This window comes from Enterococcus sp. FSL R5-0957, from assembly GCF_038008005.1.
GTDB classification, from domain to species: domain Bacteria; phylum Bacillota; class Bacilli; order Lactobacillales; family Enterococcaceae; genus Enterococcus_B; species Enterococcus_B faecium.
Map to the genome: position 1 here is coordinate 1436760 of NZ_JBBOYG010000001.1, position 21596 is coordinate 1458355.

General features: G+C 36.5%; 25 protein-coding genes, 2 tRNA genes and 2 pseudogenes. 15 read left to right on the plus strand and 14 right to left on the minus strand.

Annotated features, from left to right (window positions below):
* Positions 1-52: 52 nt before the first annotated feature.
* Positions 53-1012 (minus strand): IS30 family transposase, encoded by a 960-nt coding sequence (locus tag MKX69_RS06900; protein ID WP_000222573.1) that lies wholly within the window; start codon positions 1010-1012, stop codon positions 53-55.
* Between the two features lie 418 nt (positions 1013-1430).
* On the opposite strand from MKX69_RS06900, the gene MKX69_RS06905 reads away from it, so the two are divergent.
* A complete protein-coding gene (locus tag MKX69_RS06905; protein WP_002309425.1) occupies positions 1431-2027 on the plus strand; it encodes a nitroreductase family protein in 597 nt (198 codons plus the stop codon).
* Between the two features lie 55 nt (positions 2028-2082).
* Here the strand turns inward: MKX69_RS06905 and MKX69_RS06910 are convergent.
* Together MKX69_RS06910 and MKX69_RS06915 are read right to left on the minus strand one after the other, a co-directional pair.
* Positions 2083-2565 (minus strand): annotated as a pseudogene (locus MKX69_RS06910) (hypothetical protein).
* Between the two features lie 105 nt (positions 2566-2670).
* Entirely contained in the window at positions 2671-2868 is a 198-nt protein-coding gene (locus tag MKX69_RS06915) for a hypothetical protein (protein WP_002315110.1), read from the minus strand.
* 294 nt (positions 2869-3162) lie between these two features.
* On the opposite strand from MKX69_RS06915, the gene MKX69_RS06920 reads away from it, so the two are divergent.
* The 3 genes from MKX69_RS06920 to MKX69_RS06930 all read left to right on the plus strand — a co-directional run bounded on the left by MKX69_RS06920 (position 3163) and on the right by MKX69_RS06930 (position 4527).
* Entirely contained in the window at positions 3163-3921 is a 759-nt protein-coding gene (locus tag MKX69_RS06920) for a C39 family peptidase (RefSeq protein ID WP_341009498.1), read from the plus strand.
* Positions 3922-3980: 59 nt separating this feature from the next.
* Positions 3981-4409 carry a hypothetical protein gene (locus MKX69_RS06925; protein ID WP_002329143.1) on the plus strand — a complete coding sequence of 143 codons (429 nt, stop codon included), beginning with the start codon at positions 3981-3983 and terminating at the stop codon, positions 4407-4409.
* A gap of 45 nt (positions 4410-4454) precedes the next feature.
* Positions 4455-4527, plus strand: a tRNA-Gln gene (locus MKX69_RS06930).
* A gap of 147 nt (positions 4528-4674) precedes the next feature.
* On the opposite strand, the gene MKX69_RS06935 is transcribed toward MKX69_RS06930, so the two are convergent.
* Positions 4675-5046, minus strand: a complete 372-nt coding sequence (locus MKX69_RS06935) for a YxeA family protein (RefSeq protein WP_002315113.1) — start codon at positions 5044-5046, stop codon at positions 4675-4677.
* A gap of 215 nt (positions 5047-5261) precedes the next feature.
* Between MKX69_RS06935 and MKX69_RS06940 the strand changes: the two genes are divergently transcribed.
* A complete protein-coding gene (locus MKX69_RS06940) occupies positions 5262-5450 on the plus strand; it encodes a hypothetical protein (protein WP_002292937.1) in 189 nt (62 codons plus the stop codon).
* 91 nt (positions 5451-5541) lie between these two features.
* On the opposite strand, the gene MKX69_RS06945 is transcribed toward MKX69_RS06940, so the two are convergent.
* On the minus strand, positions 5542-5730 hold the full coding sequence (locus MKX69_RS06945) for a hypothetical protein (protein WP_002288067.1): 189 nt from the start codon (positions 5728-5730) through the stop codon (positions 5542-5544).
* A 23-nt stretch (positions 5731-5753) separates the two neighbouring features.
* Positions 5754-6017 carry a hypothetical protein gene (locus MKX69_RS06950; protein ID WP_002292935.1) on the minus strand — a complete coding sequence of 88 codons (264 nt, stop codon included), beginning with the start codon at positions 6015-6017 and terminating at the stop codon, positions 5754-5756.
* A gap of 157 nt (positions 6018-6174) precedes the next feature.
* On the opposite strand from MKX69_RS06950, the gene MKX69_RS06955 reads away from it, so the two are divergent.
* Positions 6175-6432, plus strand: coding sequence for a hypothetical protein (locus tag MKX69_RS06955; protein WP_002292934.1), 258 nt, complete (start codon positions 6175-6177; stop codon positions 6430-6432).
* Positions 6433-6501: 69 nt separating this feature from the next.
* On the opposite strand, the gene MKX69_RS06960 is transcribed toward MKX69_RS06955, so the two are convergent.
* The 3 genes from MKX69_RS06960 to MKX69_RS06970 form a co-directional block, all read right to left on the minus strand.
* Complete coding sequence (locus MKX69_RS06960; protein WP_002315115.1) at positions 6502-6693, minus strand: hypothetical protein; 192 nt, start codon at positions 6691-6693, stop codon at positions 6502-6504.
* Between the two features lie 142 nt (positions 6694-6835).
* Positions 6836-7156, minus strand: a complete 321-nt coding sequence (locus MKX69_RS06965; protein WP_002315116.1) for a hypothetical protein — start codon at positions 7154-7156, stop codon at positions 6836-6838.
* 22 nt (positions 7157-7178) lie between these two features.
* A complete protein-coding gene (locus tag MKX69_RS06970) occupies positions 7179-7613 on the minus strand; it encodes a universal stress protein (RefSeq protein ID WP_002292929.1) in 435 nt (144 codons plus the stop codon).
* Between the two features lie 334 nt (positions 7614-7947).
* Here MKX69_RS06970 and MKX69_RS06975 point away from each other — a divergent pair, with 334 nt between their 5' ends.
* Positions 7948-8571, plus strand: coding sequence for a LysM peptidoglycan-binding domain-containing protein (locus MKX69_RS06975; protein ID WP_002329110.1), 624 nt, complete (start codon positions 7948-7950; stop codon positions 8569-8571).
* 225 nt (positions 8572-8796) lie between these two features.
* Here MKX69_RS06975 and MKX69_RS06980 read toward each other — a convergent pair.
* Positions 8797-8880: transfer RNA gene (locus tag MKX69_RS06980), tRNA-Leu, on the minus strand.
* A 21-nt stretch (positions 8881-8901) separates the two neighbouring features.
* Positions 8902-10422, minus strand: a complete 1521-nt coding sequence (locus MKX69_RS06985; RefSeq protein ID WP_341009506.1) for a hypothetical protein — start codon at positions 10420-10422, stop codon at positions 8902-8904.
* Between the two features lie 297 nt (positions 10423-10719).
* Here MKX69_RS06985 and MKX69_RS06990 point away from each other — a divergent pair, with 297 nt between their 5' ends.
* Complete coding sequence (locus MKX69_RS06990) at positions 10720-11220, plus strand: GNAT family N-acetyltransferase (protein WP_341009508.1); 501 nt, start codon at positions 10720-10722, stop codon at positions 11218-11220.
* Positions 11221-11405: 185 nt separating this feature from the next.
* On the opposite strand, the gene MKX69_RS06995 is transcribed toward MKX69_RS06990, so the two are convergent.
* The gene (locus tag MKX69_RS06995; protein ID WP_002292174.1) at positions 11406-11750 is read right to left on the minus strand and encodes a metal-sulfur cluster assembly factor; all 345 of its coding nucleotides are present in this window, start codon (positions 11748-11750) and stop codon (positions 11406-11408) included.
* A gap of 152 nt (positions 11751-11902) precedes the next feature.
* Positions 11903-12823 carry a YitT family protein gene (locus tag MKX69_RS07000; protein WP_341010525.1) on the minus strand — a complete coding sequence of 307 codons (921 nt, stop codon included), beginning with the start codon at positions 12821-12823 and terminating at the stop codon, positions 11903-11905.
* Positions 12824-13007: 184 nt separating this feature from the next.
* Between MKX69_RS07000 and MKX69_RS07005 the strand changes: the two genes are divergently transcribed.
* Positions 13008-13499 (plus strand): YajQ family cyclic di-GMP-binding protein, encoded by a 492-nt coding sequence (locus tag MKX69_RS07005; protein WP_002309430.1) that lies wholly within the window; start codon positions 13008-13010, stop codon positions 13497-13499.
* Positions 13500-13522: 23 nt separating this feature from the next.
* Here MKX69_RS07005 and MKX69_RS07010 read toward each other — a convergent pair.
* Positions 13523-15897 (minus strand): annotated as a pseudogene (locus MKX69_RS07010) (ATP-dependent DNA helicase).
* A gap of 325 nt (positions 15898-16222) precedes the next feature.
* Here MKX69_RS07010 and MKX69_RS07015 point away from each other — a divergent pair.
* From MKX69_RS07015 to MKX69_RS07040, 6 genes are all read left to right on the plus strand, one after another.
* Entirely contained in the window at positions 16223-16849 is a 627-nt protein-coding gene (locus tag MKX69_RS07015) for an MBL fold metallo-hydrolase (protein ID WP_002289118.1), read from the plus strand.
* Between the two features lie 22 nt (positions 16850-16871).
* A complete protein-coding gene (locus tag MKX69_RS07020) occupies positions 16872-17576 on the plus strand; it encodes a histidine phosphatase family protein (RefSeq protein WP_002289120.1) in 705 nt (234 codons plus the stop codon).
* Positions 17577-17767: 191 nt separating this feature from the next.
* Positions 17768-18601, plus strand: a complete 834-nt coding sequence (locus tag MKX69_RS07025) for an undecaprenyl-diphosphate phosphatase (protein ID WP_002298973.1) — start codon at positions 17768-17770, stop codon at positions 18599-18601.
* 196 nt (positions 18602-18797) lie between these two features.
* Complete coding sequence (locus tag MKX69_RS07030; RefSeq protein WP_010724018.1) at positions 18798-20726, plus strand: heavy metal translocating P-type ATPase; 1929 nt, start codon at positions 18798-18800, stop codon at positions 20724-20726.
* Positions 20727-20863: 137 nt separating this feature from the next.
* Positions 20864-21319 carry a DUF441 domain-containing protein gene (locus tag MKX69_RS07035; protein ID WP_002289123.1) on the plus strand — a complete coding sequence of 152 codons (456 nt, stop codon included), beginning with the start codon at positions 20864-20866 and terminating at the stop codon, positions 21317-21319.
* A 79-nt stretch (positions 21320-21398) separates the two neighbouring features.
* Positions 21399-21527, plus strand: a complete 129-nt coding sequence (locus tag MKX69_RS07040) for a hypothetical protein (protein WP_002295511.1) — start codon at positions 21399-21401, stop codon at positions 21525-21527.
* Positions 21528-21596 lie beyond the last annotated feature (69 nt).

Genomic DNA, 21596 nt, shown 5'->3' on the forward strand with positions numbered 1-21596 from the left:
AATTTTCAGAAAATATTATACATCTTTACCGAAAAATTTAACTTCTTAATTGTCAAATTAAGTTAGACAAATCATCAATACTTACGTAACTCAAAAATACTTCCAAAGGTGTTCGATAATTCAGTGATTTTCTAGGAATATTATTTCGTTTCGATGCGACAGATTGAATAAAAGATTCATCTACTGAATTGAAATCCATAGATTTCAATAAACCATCTCTACGTAACAATCCGTTAGAATTCTCGTTTAGGCCTCTTTGAGACGGCGTTCCTGGATCAGCGAAATAAATGGCAATATCATTGGCATTACTGATCTGTTTCCAATTTGAAAATTCCTTTCCACAATCAAAAGTGATGGATTTGAATAGATTTTTCGGTACAGATTCAAACCAATGATTTAATTTGTTTTCAATATCAATCGCTTGTCTACCACACGGTTTCAATGTGATGATAACTTTTGATAATCGCTCAACTAAGGTAATTACAGCACTTTTATGTTTCAAACCTACGATAGTGTCACCTTCAAGGTGACCAAACTCATTTGAGAATTGGCTATAATCTTTTTCACGTTCATGAATAGAGCGACGGAAAGCTTGTTTTCCACGTCTTTCTTGATGTCCATTTGGTTTACGCTTGCCTTTCATCGGTAAGTCAGAAGGATTAAATAGCCCCTTTTTGAACATACGATAAATGGTACGAGCAGAACAACGAATAGGAAACGCTGCACGACCAACAATCACATCGGGTGTCCATCCTTGAACAACCTTTCTTTGAATATATTCTGATTGTTCCTCAGGTAAAACAAGCGGGCGTCTACCACAGTTTGATTTGTTTTTCTTATACTGTTGATAGTACTCTAAGGCTGATTTTCCTTGCTTGAAGAACAGGTATACTTTATGGATCGTTTGTCTTGAACGATTCAAGCAATGCGCAGTTTTCGCAACAGATTGATTTATTTTGAAATAAGACTCTATCATTACAAGTTCATCCGTTGTAAGATGGGTATAGGTCATTTGTACTCACTCCTTATAATTCTTTGGACGGAACTATTTTGAGTGTAGCACAAATGACTTTTTTAGTTGTCTAGCTTAATTTTACAATCGGCGACTAAAAAACTTATTTAAGAAATATAAACTAATTTTCTATAAAAACAAGTAATTTTTAATGGCAATATCATAAAAAAAAGAAGATAGAGATTTAATAATTATATATCAGCTGTTTTTTTCAAATAAGCAAAAATTCCTAAAACACAGCAATGAAAGCGATAACCAAGAAAATCCTTTTCTGACGATTTCCCTTATTAAAATTGTTTTTTGAACTTCGCTTATTTTTTGTGAGCATATCTGTTTACTTACTTTTTGTAAGATGCTATACTTCATTTCGTAATCAATTAAAAAAATGCAAAACGCAAATCAAAGGAGAAATTTTATTATGACAACTTTTACTGACACTTTAAAAAATCGCCGTTCAATCTATCATCTAGGACGTAATGTTTCACTTTCTAATGAAGAATTGACAGCTTTGATCAAAGAAGCAATTAAAGAAAGCCCAACTGCTTTCAATGCTCAATCAACACGCGCAGTTATTCTTTTCGGAGACGCACATGAAAAACTTTGGGAAATCACTGAAGAAGCACTTCGCCCATTGACTCCAGCAGAAGCTTTCCCAAATACACAAAACAAATTAGCTGGTTTCAAAAATGGTTATGGTACAGTATTATTCTTCAAAGATACTGACGTGGTAAAAGGTCTACAAGAACAATTTGAATTATATGCAGACAACTTCCCAGATTGGTCAGAACAATCAAACGGAATCGCAACAGCGAACACTTGGGTAGCATTAGTTGATAAAGGATTGGGCGCAAACCTGCAACATTACAACCCAGTTATTGACGAAGCAGTTGCAAAAGAATGGAATATCCCTTCAAACTGGAAACTACGTTCACAATTAGTATTCGGTTCACCAGAAACACCAGCTGGGGAAAAAGAATACATGAACGATGCAGATCGCTTCCGTGTATTCGGATAATTTTACTTGAAAAAAACAGAGGTTGTGACAAACATCTTGTCGCAACCTCTATTTTTTATTCTGGATCGATCATAATATCGATCTCCGCCTCATCGTTCAAGCGTTGGGACAAAAATGGAACTAATTCTTCTAATGATGCAGAAAATTTCAGCATCGGTCCCCGCCACCCGTTTCGGAAAAAATTCATTTTTACAATTTTGGAACCTTTTGGTTGGTACAACACGATTTTATTGATTTCAGAAAAAGGAACACCTTTTTTATCAAAGCTATTCAAGACAAGCCCTTCTTCTGTAATTCCTCGACTGTCCAACAAAAAACTAATAAAAATCATCGCTGACAAAATCCCTTTTGCCAATTCATCTGCTGTAGGCTGACTGATGAGTGTGTACCAAATGACTAGTACTACTAAGAATGGTATGACCAAGTAGACCCATCGATTCCGAACAGTCCGATAAATAATTTATTTTCGCACCAGCCAAAGAAATAAGAACATAACAACAACGAATAAAAACAATAGGACCGTAAAAAATGTTACCATGACAACTCGCCTCGCTTTTTCTTCTCCTGAAAACAGGAAAAGAATACTGATTTACCTTCTCAAAGAAATTGGACTTGCAGCACGCCGCACGTCCAATTATTTTCTTTATTCAAATGTATCATATTTTGCAACAACCATGCTTGCTTTTTCATCTAATAACTCTTGATCCTCTGCAGCACATTGGGCAACTTTGACCACGGCACAGTTTGTCATTTTTGATACAACTTCACCAACGACCGTTTTTGTAAAGCCAATTGGTTTGCATGCATATTGTTCTCCTAAATTAATCATTTCTTCCGTCATCAAAATCCTCCTAAACTGCTGGAACTTTTCTCCATATTACAATTGCTATTTTTTGGAGATTTAACTATTTGATTTTTTGTTTACAGTCAAAAATCAACCTTACAGGCATTATAGCGTACTGTTTTCGTTTTCACAATTAAAACAGCTGTTGTATCTAGAAGAATTTTTTCTAAAATAATAAATAATATTCCTCAAAAACTGATTACTTCTTACATATTTAAATAAAATACTTCCCTTCCCAATAAAAATACACTTATAATAGGAAAGATAAACAGCTGAAAAGGGAGATTTCCAATGAAGAAAAAAACATTTAAAAAACTATTGTTTCTAGGAGGTACAGCTACTCTTTTATTAAGCGGTACAAGTTATTACCTACATATCCATTCTCCAGAACATACAATGAATACTACACAAAAAAGTGCAACACAAAAAACGAAAAAGACAAAAGAGAAAGCAGAAGTTTTGCTAGATGTTCCATTAGAGAGCCAGTTTGACTCTCCTTCTCTAGAAAATGGCTGCGAGGTCACTTCGCTTTCCATGCTTTTATCTTTTTATGGTTATGAAACGACTAAAAACCAGTTAGCTGAACAATTGGATTACGTCCCTGTTTTCAATGCAGACGGGACTCACGGCGATCCTAATGAAGGATTTGTTGGAGATATCAGTGGCGGAGACTGGGCTATGGGCGTCTATGTCCCTCCTATTGCCTCTCTTGCTCAACAAATCGTCCAAACGGATTATCATACTTTTCCAAAAACAGACGCTCAACTAGATGATATCAAAAAAGCTCTATCTAAAGGAAATCCTGTATGGACTTCCGTGACTATCAATTTTGAAGTCCCTGATGAAACTGATTTTATGACTTGGACAACAAACAACGGAGAAGTAAGAGTCACTCCACTTGTTCATGCTTGTGTAGTCACTGGATACGACAAAGAGAATATTTACGTCAACGACCCCTATGGCGTAAAAAATCGAGCAGTACCGATCAATGATTTTTCGGCCATTTTCACTGCAATGGGCGGACAAATGCTAACTTTGGAGAAAAGCTAGTAATTAAAGTAAAAATCCCTTATACTCTAGATACCGAACCTTTGAAGGGAGCACAGATAATGGAAAAATTCACTCATAAAAAAATGGATCCAAATGAAATTCCGATTATTTTTGTCCGTGATCGCAAAGGAAATGTTCAAGGTAAAGTTTCTATTAATGAGTGGAACGAACGGCGCAGACCTGCTACCCTCAATGAACTAGAAATCAAACTGTATCGTCAAGCTCTTGTCTATTATGGAGACCAAGAGTATGGAAAAGCAATCGATTTATTAAAATTTCTAATCGCTCGAACAGAGTACACCCACTTTGAATATATCGAGCGTTTAGCAAACATTTACCATATCATGAATGAACCTGTCAAAGAATATCAGTTGCTTGACTCCGTCTTGTCAGTAGCAGAGCGGATTGCCCTTCCTGCTGGACTGGAAAAGAAACTGGTGCGTCGCCTTTTACGAGTAAAACAACAACTATCTGATCAAGAAAAATAACTTGCGTTTTTTTAGAAAAGTGCTATGATTATTTTGTTGAATAAATGGGATGTAGCCAAACTGGTAAGGCACTTGACTCTGAATCAAGCAATTGTAGGTTCGAACCCTGCCATCCCAATTTGATGAGCTTGTTGATAAGAAATGAACCCCTGAAAAAAGAATGATCTTTTTTCAGGGGATTTTGGAATATTTTTATTATTTATTATTTAGTTTACATAATTTTATTATAATCAACAATTAAATCTGTAGCACTCATACAGTAGATTTAGCCAATAATTGCTAATGCTTTTTCCGGAACTTTTTCTCTAGGAACTTCTTCATACGTTTCTATGTGTGCTCCTTTATTGCTGATTTTCAAATAATGATTTTCTTTTAACACAGAAAGTCCATTAAATTCAATTGTTCGTTCTTCCCCATCGGCATTAGCAGCTTTTTGAACATACCTTGCCGTTCCATGTTCATTTACTTCCTCTGGTTTTTGTGTTTTTACATAGACCTCACCTTTTTCAACTAATGGATTTAGTTGGTCAAGTATACCAGGGATTTCCCCGTAACTTCCTTCAGTATAGTATTTCAGTCCAAATAGCAAAATACCACTAATCGCCGCCAATCCTATCAAATATTTAATCACTTTCATCTTTCTACCTCCTTGTTATATATCCAGTATATGGGGCAATTAGAGAAATTCCATCCGTCCTAAGTTGGAGATTTTTCTCCTACTTTAGAAGCGAGAAACAAGTGTTTTTTTAGCAAAAATGATCGTTATTTGATATTATGGTGATGTGGATAATTTAGATTTTCTCGCTTTATCCATGGAAAAAAATCAAGTTGATGGCAAAGGATGTGTTCAAAATGAATCAAGAAGAATTATTTCAAAAAGTCAAGGAAATGATAAAAGGCGGCAACTTCGACGGCGCAAAACGATTTATCGAAGAACATAAAGAACAACTAGGTCCTTACAAAGAGAAAGCACAAAATCTTCTAAAAGACGTAAATATCGACAGTGTGAAAGACAAATTCAAAAATCTATTTAATAAGTAGGAATTTTCATTTCTGGAACACCGTTTGTCCAGAAGAAGGGACTGTGACACGACTTTTGTCACAGTCCCTTGTTTTTTCTGAATCATCCTTACTAAAATAAGCGTGTCGGATCATAGTGATAAGTCACATTGCCGTTCAGCGATGCTTTTCCTACCACATATTTACGATTCTCCAATTTCAGCCATGCTTCTCGAAAAGCCATTAATTCTTCTCTTTTTACATCGATTTTTTCGATTTTTCCATCAATCAAATCTTGGATAAGTTGTTCATATGGATTCATTTTTTTCCTCCATTTACTGTTAATCAATAAGTTGTAAAAATAGGTTCATATGCCTTTTTAGTATCCAGATCTTCTCTGACTTTGACTGTCGTATAAATAATTTTTTCTACTGGGATACTATAATAACTACCTTCACCGTTATTGAATCGGTGAACGTCTTTCTTTGCTAAAATACCATTGATTTTATTCGTCAGTACACGTTGTTCGACACTATTGCTTACAACATAGTAAATCACCCGAATATTATTGATTAAATGCAAATCGATTTCTAACACTACATGATCCATGAAAATTCCACTCCTTCTTTCACTTTGATTATAGCAATTTTCCCCTATAAATTCAAAATCAATACATATTTTACTGGATAAATCCATAGAACTGCTTGCGCCTTCACGCACAAAGTGTTATTTTGTATCTTGGACTTTATTTATTGGAGGCAATAGTATGATCGCGATCGGTCAGTTCGTTTTTTATATTCCTTTTTTTATTATGCTAAGCATTCTTTTCTATTACATAAAATGGACGAAAAAGAAGTTTTCAGTTTTACTGGCCTCTTTACCTGCCGTATATTTTACTTATCAGATTTTTTCTTTTAGACATTGGGAAACAACATCTGTATTAGTGATACACATCATCGAATTGACGCTTGCAGTAGTTTTTCTAATCATTTGGATCTATTTTTTATATAAAAATCAGAATTGAATCCTAGCAGTTTCAAAAGAAAACGATTAAAGATCAGCAGAGATTTGCTGTATCTTTAATCGCTTTTTTCTATTCTGTGATACCAAAAAAATGTTTGAATCGATGAAGAAGCGTTCCTTGTTTTAATTCTATAAATTCTTGTGCAATCGGATATTTTTCTTCCAAATTTTCTTTGTTCTTTTCAATCAGACTTTTTGCTTCTTCATATTTTTTATCTGCACATAATACTTTTACTTCCTGTAAAACTTTTCCTGCTTCCATTTACCTCACCCTCTTGCCTTTTTTATGGCTTTAAGTTTGATTTAAGCTATACGCATTATTCTATATTCATCCCAAATAACCTTTTTTCATTTTTTACTCCTCGAACCAATCAGTTTTCTAAAGACTGATTGGTTCATCTTTTTTATTTTTCATCCATTTTATGCTGCTCTTCTGCTAATTTGTCTAATGCTTTAATGGATGTGACAGTTTTCGCATAATCATAGCTGTATAATTCTGTAAATTTATCAGGCAGAACAAACCACGCTGGATGGTAGCCGTTCGCAGTGATCGGGAATCCTTTGTCTTGTTGATTATCTCCATCCCACCTTACAGCAACACCTTTTTTTCCTTTCCACTTTATTAAAGCAATCGAGTATCCTTTTTTTGTTTGTGTGCCGTCTTCAATAATTGCTAAAATTTCTATTTTTTCTTTTGGTGCACGAACTTCTTGAGGGCGAACCATTTTCTATTCCTCCCTTATCTAATTACTTCACGACCAATACACTGCAAGGGGCATGTGAAACGACATAAGAAGCGGTCGATCCGACTAGTGCTTGTTGTATCGCTCCTTTTCCTGTCGCTCCCATAACGATCAAATCAATATTTTCTTGTCCAGGGATGACATTGGCAATCAAATTTCTTGGATCTCCAGTTTCAACTATTGCATGGATCTCAGCAATGCCGAACTCTTTGGCATCATTGATTTTTTTCAGCATGGCTACTTCTGTTCTTTGTTTTTCATCTGCATAGATTTTTGAAAAGGCATAGGCACTATGGGTCAGCTCAACTTTGTTGATGATTGACACGATAAATAAGTGGGCTTCATTGTCCTTTGCTAAGTCAAGGGCTTCAGCGAACGCTTTGATCGATTGTCTTGATCCGTCAACTGCTACCATGATGTTCTGGTATCTCTTACTCATTGGAACCGCCTCCTTTTTCTTTTATTGTAACATCTCAAGCAAAAATACAAAAAATATACGCAATGTGTAAATAAAATGATGATTAATAGCAATTTTTTTCAAGTTATTTATACATTTCTGTTCTCATCAGAACACTTGTTCTAAACCTATCATTTCTGCATTATGTGGAATTTCTCATCATTTTTCACATGAGATGAACATCATTCTGTTACAAAAAACGTGGATTTGTCATAAATTGTCATGCTTCTTTTACCTATGAAATATTTTCACGTGTTAAAGTATTCCTCGTTGAACACAACAAATAAAACTTTTTACCGAATAAAGGAGATTTTTCATGACATCACTTAAAACTTTACTTTTTGGAACAACTTTGGCTGCCGGTGCTGCATTCTTCATGGGAACGACTGCTCATGCGGACGAAGCTTATACCGTTCAATCAGGTGATACTCTATCAACGATTTCTCAAAAATACGTTGGTGACAACTCCTTGATCAATGCCATTGCAGAATCAAATTCAATTTCTGACATTAACCTGATCTACTCAGGACAACAATTAACGATTCCAACAGAAGGCTCTGCACAAGCAGCTGCTGAACCTCAAGCAACCGTTCAAGAAGCTCCCGTCCAAGCTGAACAACCTGTTGTACAAGAAACGGTTCAAACAGAAACACAAGCAGCCCCTGTTGCTGAAACACAATCTGCTCCTGCTGCAACAGAAACAACAACAACGGCAACAAGCACGAATGCTGCAAAAGAATGGATCGCACAAAAAGAATCAAGCGGTTCTTACACAGCAACGAACGGACGTTACATCGGACGTTACCAATTAGATTCTTCTTACTTGAATGGTGACTACTCTGCTGCGAACCAAGAAAAAGTGGCAGAACAATATGTTGCTTCACGTTATGGTTCTTGGGAAGCTGCGAAAGCATTCTGGGAAGCAAACGGTTGGTACTAAGATTCATTATTTGAACGTTTAAACACATTCAAAATAGGAAGAGGCCATGCGAAAGAATACATCGCATGGCCTATTTTTGAGTTGTTTTGTCACATCAGAGCGAGTTTTTTGCTTATCTATTACTTCTATGACTTTCTTACCGAAATCTATTTTATATCAGATTTTATAAAAAAATACCGATGGGATCTCTCCCTCGATATCTTTTCTCAGTATATAAAAAAATTATGCGGCTAAGAAGATTCGAACTTCCACGAGGTCGCCCTCACTAGCGCCTGAAGCTAGCGCGTCTGCCAATTCCGCCATAGCCGCATCACATGTTCTAGTTTAGGATTACATTTGTTTTTTGTCAAGAACATATTTTTTGTTCTTTTTTATCTCTACGCGTTTTCCCTCTTGCAACCAATACAAATAGTTCATCCGAGTAACTCCATCATCTATTGAAGGGCGATAAAAAAATTCTGTTTTTTCCATAAGCTCAATTTCACTTTTCAGAAAATTGGTCACATGATGCGGGACGCTATCGATGCAAACATAGACATAGTCAACAGCACGGATTCTTTCAAATAGTGCTTTCTCCCCATACTCATATGCGTCGATTCTTTCGACAGTTTTTACATATTTCTGCAATCCTTTTACGAATCCTTTTATTTGTTTGTTCCCGATCACAGCAATTTTGAGTGATGATGCCCACTTTTCAGCATCTATGCTCAATTGCTTTTTACTTGGCTGTTTAGATTTTTGACTTGTTCTCTTTAGATATTTGTCGCTTCTTCTTTTTGACTTATTCTGTTCAACGATAGGATAGCAATACCTTAGATATACTGGACCGTCTACTGTTTTTTGATGTACTCGTACTGCTATCCCATCTGTTAAAAGATCTTTGCGTTTAAAGCTCTCTTCTACTATCAGTGGTCTTCTTTGCTCCGTATTGACCTCGTGGAAATAAATGCTGCCCTCTTCTATTTCTACAAAACCATAAAAAATATTTGTTTCTTGATACTGCAAATCATTCGCTTGATGTTCGAAGATCCATTGATACCTATTGAACAGCTTGTTCAGCTGATTGAACTTATAAAATGATTGGGTGTCTAACTGCTGAATCAATGCATGGATCAGATCTTGAGGAGCTGCTTGTACGAAGTTTTGTTTTTCCTTTGCTAATTGTTCTGTTTGTCGCTTGTTGACTTTAGACAACTGCTGCAGTTCTTGTTTTTTCTTCTCCATGATTTTCAGATACGTAGCATTTCTATTTGAAAGCTTTTCTAATTTCTTGTTCAGTCGATCATTTCTTTTCTTTAATAAATCTGACGCTTTATGTATTCTCTCTAGATAATGTTGCATTTGGCTATTTTTTTGCAGCAAATAAATGATGATCTGGTTACGTTTTTGGAGTTCCTGAAGTGCGTGATTATCTGTATCCCAGCCCACTTCTTCTAATTTTTGATACAATAGTTCTGTTTTCCTCTGCTGTTCGATGACTTTTTGTCTCATCTCTTCTTTTTCTACTTTTGCTTGTTGGTGCTGTCGTTCGAGTTGCTGTGACAGCTCTCTGATGTGTTTCTTGTCCTCTCTTCTTTTCTTGCTCACAGTAGCTACTTGCTTTTTTGCTTTACTCAATTCTTGCTTCAGTTGATTCATTTCATTGTTTAAACGAACGACTCTGGGATCGGTAGCTATTTTATTTTGCTGCTTTTTCTTCGTTTCTTTGTTCTTCTTTTTCTCTCGATTCAGCTGTTTTTGCTTCATTTTCTCCAACAACTGTCTTCTTCTTTCATTTTGATACTGATCATTTTTTATTTCTGCTTGTTGCCATCCTTCTGGAATTCTTTTATAACCGCTAAAGTAGTTCACGAGATCTCCTTTCTAGTGATCATAAGCAACGGACGAAAAAACTTTAAATAACACATTTATTAAAAATTCAATTTATCTTGAACTTTCAATATCAATCAATAAGATCATTTTTTCAAAAGATAACGAGCATTCATCTATTATAAAAACAATACAATAAATAACAAAAATCTGCAATCGTTTATTTTGTTAAATTATTCTTAATACGATACATCACAAAAAATAAAAATAAGAATGGCTATTCACCAAAATAGTGCCATAGTAGAAAAAAATATGTTTACTTAGGAAGAGGCGGATTCGATGAAATTGATCAAACTATGGGAAGCAGATTTGGAGAAAGCTTATCGGCTGCAAACTAGCTTCGGACCAAACGAGAATGGATTTATCAACAATGCTTACGGCTATACACTTGCTGAATTTTTAGATTATGTAAAAAAATGCGAAAACACTTCTTTAGGGATCGATCTTCCTGAGAATTACGTTCCCGCAACCGTCTTTATTTTGGAAAATGATGGACATGAGTATGTAGGAATTTTTAATCTGCGCCATAAACTGAACGAATCATTAAGAAACGGCGCTGGCCATATCGGTTACGGCATCTCCCCTGACTATCGTAAAAAAGGATATGCAACACAAGGCTTAGCATTAGTACTGCAAGAGGTAAAAAAACTCGGCATCAATGAGGCACTTTTGTCTGTAAATAAAAAAAATCTTGGCAGTCTTAAGGCGCAGCAAAAAAATGGGGCCACGATTTATCGTGAAGATGAGAAAGAATACTATACGAAAATCAAATTGATGTAAAAAAGATGGATGGCAAAAGGAAAGGGATTTGAACGTCCTTTATCAATAGAACACATTTATTTGATTAACTTCTAATATAGCAGACAAAATTTTATAAACAAAAAAACCTCTTATCTCTTTTCTTCAAGAAAGGATAAAAGTTTTTTTTTTACTACTTACTTCTCATAGCTAGTCAGTCAAGATTCCTATCGAATCCCCAACGCAATCCGTGCATAACGGCTCATCTTATCGGTCGTCCATGCTGGATACCAGACAAGTTTTACTTCTGCTTTCGTTACTTCTGGCACTTCTTTCAATGCGTCATGGATAGATTCTGTTAAAATATCGGCTAGTGGACAGCCCATAGTTGTTAGCGTCATTTTGATGACTGTTTCTCCATTTTCAGGATTGAATTCTATATCATAAATCAAGCCTAAGTTGACAATATCGATTCCTAATTCAGGATCGATCACCATTTCCAAGGCAGCAAGAATACGTTCTTTGATCAGTTCTATTTCTTGCGCAGACCGTTCTTGGTTTGCTTCGCTCATCGTACGACACTCCTTAACACGATTTTTATTTATCATACTCTTTTTTTAACTACTTGTAAATGAGAATTTAGAAGGAAGATTCTCGTTTAAATTTATAAAATGTCCTTGTTAGATGGAATACATTAAATTCATTCTAAAATAAATCTGATTCCTCATTTTTTTTGTGAACGATTTTTTATTTCTGGCAATACACCTGTTGTTCGATACATTTTTTGTTCGTTTTCATTTGCAAATCGGCCAAATACTGAATGAGTTGGTAAAATATTGATAAATGCATCGTCGTCGATTTCATGAACGATCTGATCAAGATCATACATTTCATAGCGGGTGATGACCATCATGATCATATTTCCTTGTTTTTTTGAATAGCCACCGACAGACGGAAGCAATGTCATTCCACGTACCATCCGTTTCGCTAGTTCTTCTGATACCTCTTCCGGTTTGACGGTCACGATCATCGCTGTTACTTTTTGATGACTCGTATGGATGGCATCAATCACTTGAGTCATCGCATAAATGGAAATAATCGTATACAAGGCACTTTCCCAGTTAAAGAAGAAGCCTGCGATGACTACAATGATCCCATTTAGAATCAGCATGTAATTTCCGACTGTTTTTCCAGTTGTTTGTGAAAGCACAAGAGAGATGATGTCCATCCCACCAGTTGTAAAGCCCATTTTTAAAGATAAGCCTACGCCAAGACCTAATAAGACACCGCCTACTAAGGCATTCATCAAAATATTATCAGTAATCTGTCCGACTGGAAGTAGCATCGTCATCACTGATACGCATACAACGTTCACAAAACTAAGGATCGTTGCTCGTTTTCCTACTTTGAGAAACCCTAATACAAACACAGGGATATTCAAAATAAAAATAAATGTTCCTGTGTCTACCTTGATATGAAACCATTCATATAAAAGCGAGGAAATGATTTGAGCGATCCCATTCATCCCTGCAGAAAAGACATTGGCTGGAATCAAAAAATAATTTAAAGCGACCGCAGCGGTCAATCCGGTTATCAAAATAACCACTATTTTCTTTAATCTTTCATTTTTATGATACGCAGTCATAATTTTGCTCACAAGCACCTCTCCTCTACTTTATTATTCCAAATGTAAGAATAACAGTTTATCTATTAAAATAAAATACTTCGAACTCAAATGAGAAGAATTTTAGCAAACAAGTAAGAATCTGCCCCATTCCTATGATAAGATAGATGTATAGTAAACTTATACGTATATCAGGAGGGTTCTTATGGCAAAAGATGCTAGCTTCGACATTGTATCAGAAGTCAATACAGAAGAAGTAAAAAATGCGATTCAGCAAACAACAAAAGAATTGACTAATCGATTTGACTTCAAGGATTCTACGGTAGAAATCAAATTAGAGAACAGCAATCTAGTTGTCTTGAGCGATGATGATTTCAAAATCGAACAGATCAAAGATGTATTATTTGGTAAGTTGATCAAAAGAAATGTGCCAATCAAAAATATCCATTTTTCCGAATCGGAACACGCGCTAGGTGGCAAAGCTCGTCAAACTGCCGATCTGGTCAACGGAATCGATCGCGAAAACGCGAAAAAAATCACTACAGCTATCAAAAATGAAAAACTGAAAGTAAAAGCACAAATCCAAGAAGATCAGATTAGAGTGACAGGTAAAAACCGTGATGATCTTCAAGCTGTGATTGCTTTATTACGTAAACTTGACTTACCAATCGAGTTGCAATTCACTAACTATCGTTAATGAAAAAACGAGGCTGACATCTGTCATCCCTCGTTTTTTTCATTTACTGCTTCTTTGGATGACCAAAAACGCTGTATTCCTTCTTCCAATTCTCCAACACTTCGTACTTCTCTTGCTGTTTGCCAATGTTGTGGGAATAAACGTCGATAAGAGAAACGAGCAAATCGTTGATCTGCCAATACCACGATTCCTTGATCCGCCATGCCACGAATCACTCGACCACCAGCTTGCAAGACTTTGTTCATTCCAGGAAGCTGATAAGCGTAAGCAAATCCAAGGTGTTCCTTCTCATCATAATATGATTTGATCAGTTCCTGCTCATGATTCATCTGCGGCAACCCTACACCTACGATCATACTGCCGATCAATCGGTTCCCTCTCAAATCGATTCCTTCTGAAAAAATCCCACCAAGTACACAAAATCCTATCAATGTTTCATCGGGATCTGCTTGGAATTTTGCTAAAAATCGTTCGCGTTCTTCTTCACCCATGTCCGTTTCTTGGATCAGCACATTGCTGTCAGGATATTGCTGGTTGAATGCTTCCGCCGCAAGGTCTAAATATTGATAAGAAGGAAAGAAAACGAAATAATTTCCGACCTTTCCATCAGCAAAAGCATGGATCGTCTCAACTAATTTTGCCAGACTTTGTTCCCTTTTTCGATAAGTCGTCTCTAAGTAATTTGCAATGAAAACTTGCTGGTTTCCTTCTGGGAAAGGACTCGGCAGTTTGTAAGCGAGACTTTTTTGTCCGCCCAGTGTTTCCTGATAATAAGATAGAGGTGAAAAACTCGCAGAAAAAAGGATACTGCTTCTTCCTTTATCCAACGACTGCTCAAGAAACAAGCTTGGATCAATACAAAACTCTTTTACTATCAGATCGTGATACGTTTTTTCGACCGTTGTTTCATAGTGATCATCATAAAATTCACTGACCTTCAAAAAATGAAGCAAATCAAAATAATAAGGAAGCAATTGTTCTTGTGATGGATGCTCAGGAAATTCTGCTAGCCATTCTTTGATTTTTTCGCTTAATTGATAACCTGCCTTTACTAAAGATTCAGCTGGTGCTTTTTGATGATGATAATCCCAATGATCTTCTTTTGCTATTTCTCGGATCGTATCAAATTCTTTCAATAGTTTGTTGAAACGACGATGGAGTTTTTTGAATTCCTTTGGTATAGCTTCCTTACTTCGTTTTGTTTTTTCATAAGATAGTTCTGCCGAATACATCACTCGGGAACGATTCACCAAATTATGTGCCTCATCAATCAAAAACAGATAATCCTCGTTTTTTTCATCTTCAAAAAAACGTCTTAAATAAACAGTAGGATCAAACAAATAATTGTAATCCCCAATGATCACATCGCACCAGATACTGACATCTAATGATAGTTCGAAAGGACAAAGTGTATGCTTTCTTGCATAAGTTTCGATGACTTCTCGAGTGATCTGATTCTCATGATTCAAAAGATCCCATAACCCTTCGTTGATACGATTGTAATAACCATTGGCATACGGGCACTGATCTGGATTACAGGTCGTCTCATCTAAAAAGCAGATCTTATCTTTAGCCGTCAAAGTGACACTTTTTACTTCAGCTCCAGTATCTTTTAATGCTGTCATGGCATCTTCAGCTACTTGTCTAGTTATTGTTTTGGCTGTTAGATAAAAGATCTTTTCTCCCTCTTCTTCCCCTACAGCTTTCAAAGCGGGGAATAACGTAGAGATTGTTTTTCCTGTTCCGGTAGGTGCTTCTACAAACAATTTCTGTTTCGTACGGATTGTTTTATAAGCAGCTACCGCTAGTTCACGCTGGCCTTTCCTATACTCATCATGGGGGAATTTCAAAGCCATCAAAGAGGCATTGCGTACAGTGCGCCAGTTTTCTTGAAAAACAAGCCATTCTTTATAATCTTCAGTCAGTTTTTTAAAAAAAGTTTCTAACTGCTCTCTTGTCTGATGTTCGACCTTTCTCGTAATCACTTCTTCAGCCGTCTGAAAGTAAGTCAATTGCAGATTTATTTCTTGTAAATCATGTTCTTGACTATAGATATAGGCATACACCCTTGCTTGATGAAAGAAAAGTTCCACTTGTTCTGGTTCTAAATCTTCAAATCGTGGCTCGGAGGTTTTGATTTCATCTATATAATAAATACCATCTCTTTTGAAAATACCGTCTGCACGGCCTTCAACGATCAGGTGATATTCATCTAATGGAACTGTTGTTTTTAAAAAGACTTCTTTTTCATAGTCTTCTCCCGCATCTTTTTGGAGCTTGCGGTGGATTCTTGCTCCTTCTAATGCAGTATGGCTATTTTTTTACGATTGTCGATACTTCCACGTCGCAAAATAAATTCTACTAAGTGCCGCACAGATATTTTTGACTGTTTGATCATTTCCACCACCTCTTTCTCTCTAAGATTACCTGAAAAAGCCTAGTTTAGCAAAAAGAGCTCTCTTTTCAAGCATAAAAAAACACCCTGCTGATTAGGCAGGGATATAGGATATAGAATTTGGATTTTTGGATGAGTCTAATGTAACAAGGACATATTAAAATGCTATGAAAACTTACTTTCCTTCTCTTTAGAATATCCAAATACTTTTCATATAGTCTGATAATTCAGATAAGTAAAGAGAAATAAGTACCTGTTTTTGTTTCCTAGCAATGAATGCGTTATACTAATGGATGAAAGAAGTTTTGGCTATCAAGGAGGAATGCACATGCATATCGAAAGATTAAAAACAGGAATGATTGAAGAAAACTGTTATTTGGTCTACAACGAAGAAGCACTTTTGATCATTGACCCTGGAGAAGATGCGGAACGAATCAAACAAGAAATCAAAAAAACAAACCAACAGCCGGTAGCGATTTTGCTTACCCATACCCACTACGATCATATCGGTGCAGTAGAACCTTTACGCGCATATTATCAAATCCCAGTGTATGTCAGCCCACTAGAGCAAAAATGGCTAGGTGATCCGATTTTGAACCTTTCTGGACTCGGACGACATGATGATATTGCTGATGTTATTGTCTCGCCTGCAGAATATGAATTTGAAATGAAAACTTATACTTTAGGAAACATGTCTTTTCGCGTCGTCCCTACCCCCGGGCACTCTATAGGAAGCGTCAGCTTTATTTTTGATGATTTTGTCGTTTCTGGCGACGCCCTGTTTAGAGGAAGTATCGGTAGAACCGATCTGTATACAGGGAATTTAGAACAATTACTTCATAGTATTCGGACCCAGCTGTTTGTTTTACCTGATGAATTTGCAGTCTATCCAGGACATGGCGATGCAACGACGATTGAACAGGAAAAAAGGACAAATCCTTTTTTCAATCGTTAAAACGACTTAGGAGGAGAATAAAATGACAGAAACTACACTTTATATCGTACGACACGGAAAAACGATGTTCAATACAATTGAACGAGTACAAGGCTGGTGTGATACACCCCTCACAAAGCAAGGACAAGAAGGCATTCATTATTTAGGTCGCGGGTTAAAAAATGTCGACTTTTCATTTGCTTATTCTAGTGACAGTGGTCGTGCGATCGAAACTGCCCGTATTATTCTAGGAGAACATTCTAAGGGAAAAGAAATTCCTTATTTTATTGAAAAAAGGATTAGAGAATGGTGTTTCGGGTCTCTTGAAGGTGGATATGACATGGAAATGTGGGGTGTGATCCCTCGTGTATTGAATTTTAAAACATATGATGAAATGTTTACCACAGAAGTTTCTTTTGAACAAATTGCTAATGCTGTATACAACTTAGATACCGCTGGGTGGGCGGAAACTTATGAAACATTGCGAGACCGTGTATGGACAGGATTTGAAGATATCGCCCATCACTGCGAAAAAAATGGTGGTGGAAATGTTTTAGTCGTATCTCATGGTTTGACGATCGCCTTTTTGCTTAATCTGATCGATCCTAAACAGCCTGTTCGTGCTGGGCTTTTAAATGGCAGCGTAACAAAGGTCACTTATGCAAACGGTCGATTTTCTATCCACGGCATCAATGATACGTCTTATATCGATAACGGGAAAACACATAGTCGCGACTCGTTTCTATAATGGGGATATTTTAATTTTTACCAGAGAATCATAAAAGGCAAAGTCTGAATGAGGGCTTTGTCTTCTTTTTTCTCTTCGTGTACTTATCTGCTTTATTTCTCAAGTTTTTCTTAATATTAAAAAACAGATTGGGTTTCTCAAAAAATAACGGTATACTATAAGATGTATCTTAATTGGGAAGGAAGGAATTTATGTTTTTTGCAAATATTATCAAAGCAGTGATTCTCGGTATTATTGAAGGAATAACGGAATGGCTGCCCATCAGTAGTACTGGTCATTTGATCCTAGCAGATGAATTCATCAAACTGGATGCCAGTTCACAATTTATGTCGATGTTCAATGTCGTTATCCAATTAGGGGCGATCTTGGCTGTCGTCGTTCTTTATTTTCACAAGTTAAACCCATTTTCTCCAAGTAAATCAACGGTAGAAAAAAAAGATACGTGGACACTTTGGTTTAAAGTGATCGTTGCTTGCATACCAGCCATCATCATTGGTTTGCCTTTGGATGATTGGTTAGAAGCAAATTTCCACAAGTTCTTACCAGTTGCCATTGTTTTGATCGTTTACGGTATTGCCTTTATTATTGTCGAAAAACGCAACAAAAACAAAACACCTCGTTGGACTTCTCTGAATGACTTTACGTACCAAGCAGCTCTTCTTGTTGGGTTATTCCAAGTCTTGGCACTTGTTCCCGGAACATCCCGTTCTGGCGCAACGATCCTAGGAGCTATCTTGATTGGTGCTTCGCGTTTTGTCGCTACAGAGTTTTCATTTTTCTTAGGGATTCCTGTCATGTTTGGCGCAAGCGGCTTGAAGATCGTCAAATATTTAGCTGAAGGGAATTCATTCAAAATGGAAGAAACTGTTGTTCTTCTTGTAGGAACATTCGTATCTTTTGTGGTTTCCGTCTTAGCTATCAAATTCTTACTAAGCTATTTGAAGAAAAACGACTTTACCGCTTTTGGCTGGTATCGTATTATCCTTGGTATCATTTTGATTGGTTATTGGTTTATTGCAATGTAGAAAAAACCAGAACACTTCTCTTATTTGAGAAATGTTCTGGTTTTTTATTTTCTTTAATAATAATCATTATAAATAATGAAAACAACATCAAGCTTAATCACCAAATGATAACCATTATCGTTCTCATTTAGCTATTATTATTATCAATTACATTTTTATTATGCTATCCTTGTTTTGACAAGGAGGTCTAATAACGATGACTAATCAGAAAAAAGCTTTTGCAGCAACAATCTGCTGCCTTTTATTTATGATCTTCGGTTTTATCTTCGACCGATTCTCTCTTACCATCACCCCACTTTTTTATATCAGTGCCATTATCATCGGTGGATATAAACAAACATCGGAAGGCTTGAAAGAATTGTGGAATGATCGAACACTGAATGTGGATTTATTGATGGCTTTAGCTGCTATTGGTGCCTGTTTGATCGGTAATTACTTTGAAGGAGCAATGTTGACATTCATCTTTTGTTTAAGCGGTGCATTAGAGGAATACACAACTAATAAAAGTCAAAAAGAAATTACTGCTTTGATGAATCTTCAACCACAAAAAGCCCAATTATTAAAAGAAAATGGACAAATGCAAGAAGTAGATGTTTCTCAACTAAAGGTGGATAACTTGGTATTTGTCGCTAAAGGAGCAGCTGTTCCGATAGATGGCTTTTTAGAAAGCACACAGGCAACGATCGATGAGTCTGCATTAAGCGGTGAATCTGTGCCTGTAGAAAAATATTTAGGCGATGAGATGTATGCAGGAACGCTGAATCAAGGAAATCCCATCACGATTCGAGTAACAAAAACGAGTTCCGAAACTGTCTTTGCTAAGATTATCCAATTAGTAGAAGAAGCGCAGAATACGCCAACTCAAACAGCTTCATTTATCGAACGAATCGAAAATAATTATGTAAAATTGATTTTGCTTGCTGTTCCTCTAATGATCCTTCTCCCCCACTTTTTCCTAGGTTGGAGTTGGGATGAAAGCTTTTATCGAGGAATGGTATTATTAGTTGTGGCTTCTCCTTGTGCGCTTGTCGCATCTGCTACACCAGCTTCTCTAGCTGCTCTTTCAAATTCTGCAAAAAATGGGATTTTAATCAAAGGCGGTATCCATTTAGAAAAGCTTTCTGAATTAAAAGCGATTGCCTTTGATAAAACAGGAACGCTCACTAAAGGAAAACCAGTTGTAACTGACAGCTTTTTCTTTGATGAAAAGGATTTGGCACAACAACTTCTTGTTGCTATGGAACAAAAAACGACGCATCCACTTGCTCATGCGATTTTGCAATATTTCGATTGCACAATACCTGAAGAAATCCAATACTTACCAATAGAAGAAATTACTGGTTTTGGATTACAAACTACCTATTTAGGTGCGCAATGGAAAGTTGGCAAGCACGCATATGATCCTGAGACGATGATAATCAGCAAAGAGATTGCGGAAATGATCGAACGTTTGGAAAATCAAGGCAAAACCGTGATTTATCTTTCTAAAGATCAGCAGTTAATTGCTGTTTTAGGTCTGCTAGATATTCCAAAAGCAAATACCCAACAAGTAATTTCCTACTTTAAATCCCAAAACATCCATACAAGTATGATAACCGGCGACCATTCTGGCACAGCAAAGGCCATTGCTGAACAAGTAGGGATTGAACATTACTATGCAAGCTGTACTCCGGAAGAAAAAACACAACTAGTCAAAAAAGAGAATGAACTTTACCAAGTAAATGCGATGGTTGGTGATGGAGTCAATGATGCGCCTGCTTTAGCAGCCGCTTCTTTAGGTGTCGCTATGGGGCAAGGGACAGATGCCGCTATGGATATCGCAGACATCGTCTTAATGAAAAGCGACTTAAATAAATTTGTCTACAGTCATCGGCTATCTTTAAAAATGCGGCGGATCATCAAACAAAATATTATTTTTTCGATTCTTGTTATTCTCTTGTTGATTGCTTCTAACTTCCTGCAATTTTTAAATCTACCTCTTGGAGTTGTAGGACACGAAGGAAGCACAATATTGGTTATTCTGAATGGCTTGCGTTTACTAAGACCTTTACCTGATCTTTCTGATTCTTCAAAAAAATGTAAGTCTTGTCCACTATACAAAGCGCGGCTGTCTTCTGTCAAATAAGCAAAGTGTTTTTTTATGATTTTGTTTATTTTATGAAAAAAACAGCTTATGAATAGGTCTTGAAGGATGAATTCCTACTTTTGCAACTTTCTAAAAACATGTTATGATTGTTTCGAAGAAAGTGAGGAATATATTTCATGGAAAGTTGGCTTTTTTTAGGAATTATTTTACTTGTAGCAATTTTAGCTAAAAATCAAAGTCTGATGATAGCGGCAGCTTTTGTTTTGATTATGAAGCTCATACCAGCCTCCCGTTCCTTTTTCCCTTGGCTTCAAGGCAAAGGAATCAATATTGGGGTGACGATCATCACAGCGGCTATTCTAATCCCTATCGCAACAGGAGAAATCGGTCTACGTGATCTATTAGAAGCCTTTAAATCCCCTATTGGCTGGGTAGCTGTTTTTTGCGGTGGGCTAGTGGCTGTCTTATCTTCCAAGGGTGTAGGATTGATTGCTTCTGATCCACAAATCACTGTTGCACTTGTTTTCGGCACGATTTTAGGCGTTGTCTTCTTAAGAGGAATCGCCGCCGGACCGGTCATTGCTTCTGGTATCACTTACTGTATCTTACAAGTATTTGCTTTAGGAAAATAGAACAAATTTTGTCTATTTTAGGAGATTCTTAACACCCCCAATTTACTGATCCGTGATATACTGACAACGAGGTGATACAATGTTCGAAAAATTAAAGTATTTCATAGGAACAATCGGCTGGTTTCTTCTAGCGGTACTTTTGATTCTGGGCTTAGCTTATCTATTATTTCCTGATTTGATACAAAATGTGTTTGATACTGCTTTTTGATTGACCTATTAAAACGATATAGGGGATGCTCCTGCGATGCAGGGGCTTTTTTTAATCAATGTTTTGTAA

Coding starts and splice junctions, on each gene's coding strand:
- MKX69_RS06955 (WP_002292934.1), top strand. CDS start 6,175: ATGATCGCGATCGGTCAGTTCGTTTTTTATATTCCTTTTTTTATTATG.
- MKX69_RS06925 (WP_002329143.1), top strand. CDS start 3,981: ATGGAAAAATTCACTCATAAAAAAATGGATCCAAATGAAATTCCGATT.
- MKX69_RS06960 (WP_002315115.1), bottom strand. CDS start 6,693: ATGGAAGCAGGAAAAGTTTTACAGGAAGTAAAAGTATTATGTGCAGAT.
- MKX69_RS06950 (WP_002292935.1), bottom strand. CDS start 6,017: ATGGATCATGTAGTGTTAGAAATCGATTTGCATTTAATCAATAATATT.
- MKX69_RS07035 (WP_002289123.1), top strand. CDS start 20,864: ATGGAAAGTTGGCTTTTTTTAGGAATTATTTTACTTGTAGCAATTTTA.
- MKX69_RS06975 (WP_002329110.1), top strand. CDS start 7,948: ATGACATCACTTAAAACTTTACTTTTTGGAACAACTTTGGCTGCCGGT.
- MKX69_RS06965 (WP_002315116.1), bottom strand. CDS start 7,156: ATGGTTCGCCCTCAAGAAGTTCGTGCACCAAAAGAAAAAATAGAAATT.
- MKX69_RS06945 (WP_002288067.1), bottom strand. CDS start 5,730: ATGAATCCATATGAACAACTTATCCAAGATTTGATTGATGGAAAAATC.
- MKX69_RS06920 (WP_341009498.1), top strand. CDS start 3,163: ATGAAGAAAAAAACATTTAAAAAACTATTGTTTCTAGGAGGTACAGCT.
- MKX69_RS06995 (WP_002292174.1), bottom strand. CDS start 11,750: ATGAGCGAAGCAAACCAAGAACGGTCTGCGCAAGAAATAGAACTGATC.
- MKX69_RS06990 (WP_341009508.1), top strand. CDS start 10,720: ATGAAATTGATCAAACTATGGGAAGCAGATTTGGAGAAAGCTTATCGG.
- MKX69_RS07015 (WP_002289118.1), top strand. CDS start 16,223: ATGCATATCGAAAGATTAAAAACAGGAATGATTGAAGAAAACTGTTAT.
- MKX69_RS07020 (WP_002289120.1), top strand. CDS start 16,872: ATGACAGAAACTACACTTTATATCGTACGACACGGAAAAACGATGTTC.
- MKX69_RS07000 (WP_341010525.1), bottom strand. CDS start 12,823: ATGACTGCGTATCATAAAAATGAAAGATTAAAGAAAATAGTGGTTATT.
- MKX69_RS07030 (WP_010724018.1), top strand. CDS start 18,798: ATGACTAATCAGAAAAAAGCTTTTGCAGCAACAATCTGCTGCCTTTTA.
- MKX69_RS06935 (WP_002315113.1), bottom strand. CDS start 5,046: ATGAAAGTGATTAAATATTTGATAGGATTGGCGGCGATTAGTGGTATT.
- MKX69_RS07040 (WP_002295511.1), top strand. CDS start 21,399: ATGTTCGAAAAATTAAAGTATTTCATAGGAACAATCGGCTGGTTTCTT.
- MKX69_RS06940 (WP_002292937.1), top strand. CDS start 5,262: ATGAATCAAGAAGAATTATTTCAAAAAGTCAAGGAAATGATAAAAGGC.
- MKX69_RS07005 (WP_002309430.1), top strand. CDS start 13,008: ATGGCAAAAGATGCTAGCTTCGACATTGTATCAGAAGTCAATACAGAA.
- MKX69_RS06915 (WP_002315110.1), bottom strand. CDS start 2,868: ATGACGGAAGAAATGATTAATTTAGGAGAACAATATGCATGCAAACCA.
- MKX69_RS06970 (WP_002292929.1), bottom strand. CDS start 7,613: ATGAGTAAGAGATACCAGAACATCATGGTAGCAGTTGACGGATCAAGA.
- MKX69_RS07025 (WP_002298973.1), top strand. CDS start 17,768: ATGTTTTTTGCAAATATTATCAAAGCAGTGATTCTCGGTATTATTGAA.
- MKX69_RS06905 (WP_002309425.1), top strand. CDS start 1,431: ATGACAACTTTTACTGACACTTTAAAAAATCGCCGTTCAATCTATCAT.
- MKX69_RS06900 (WP_000222573.1), bottom strand. CDS start 1,012: ATGACCTATACCCATCTTACAACGGATGAACTTGTAATGATAGAGTCT.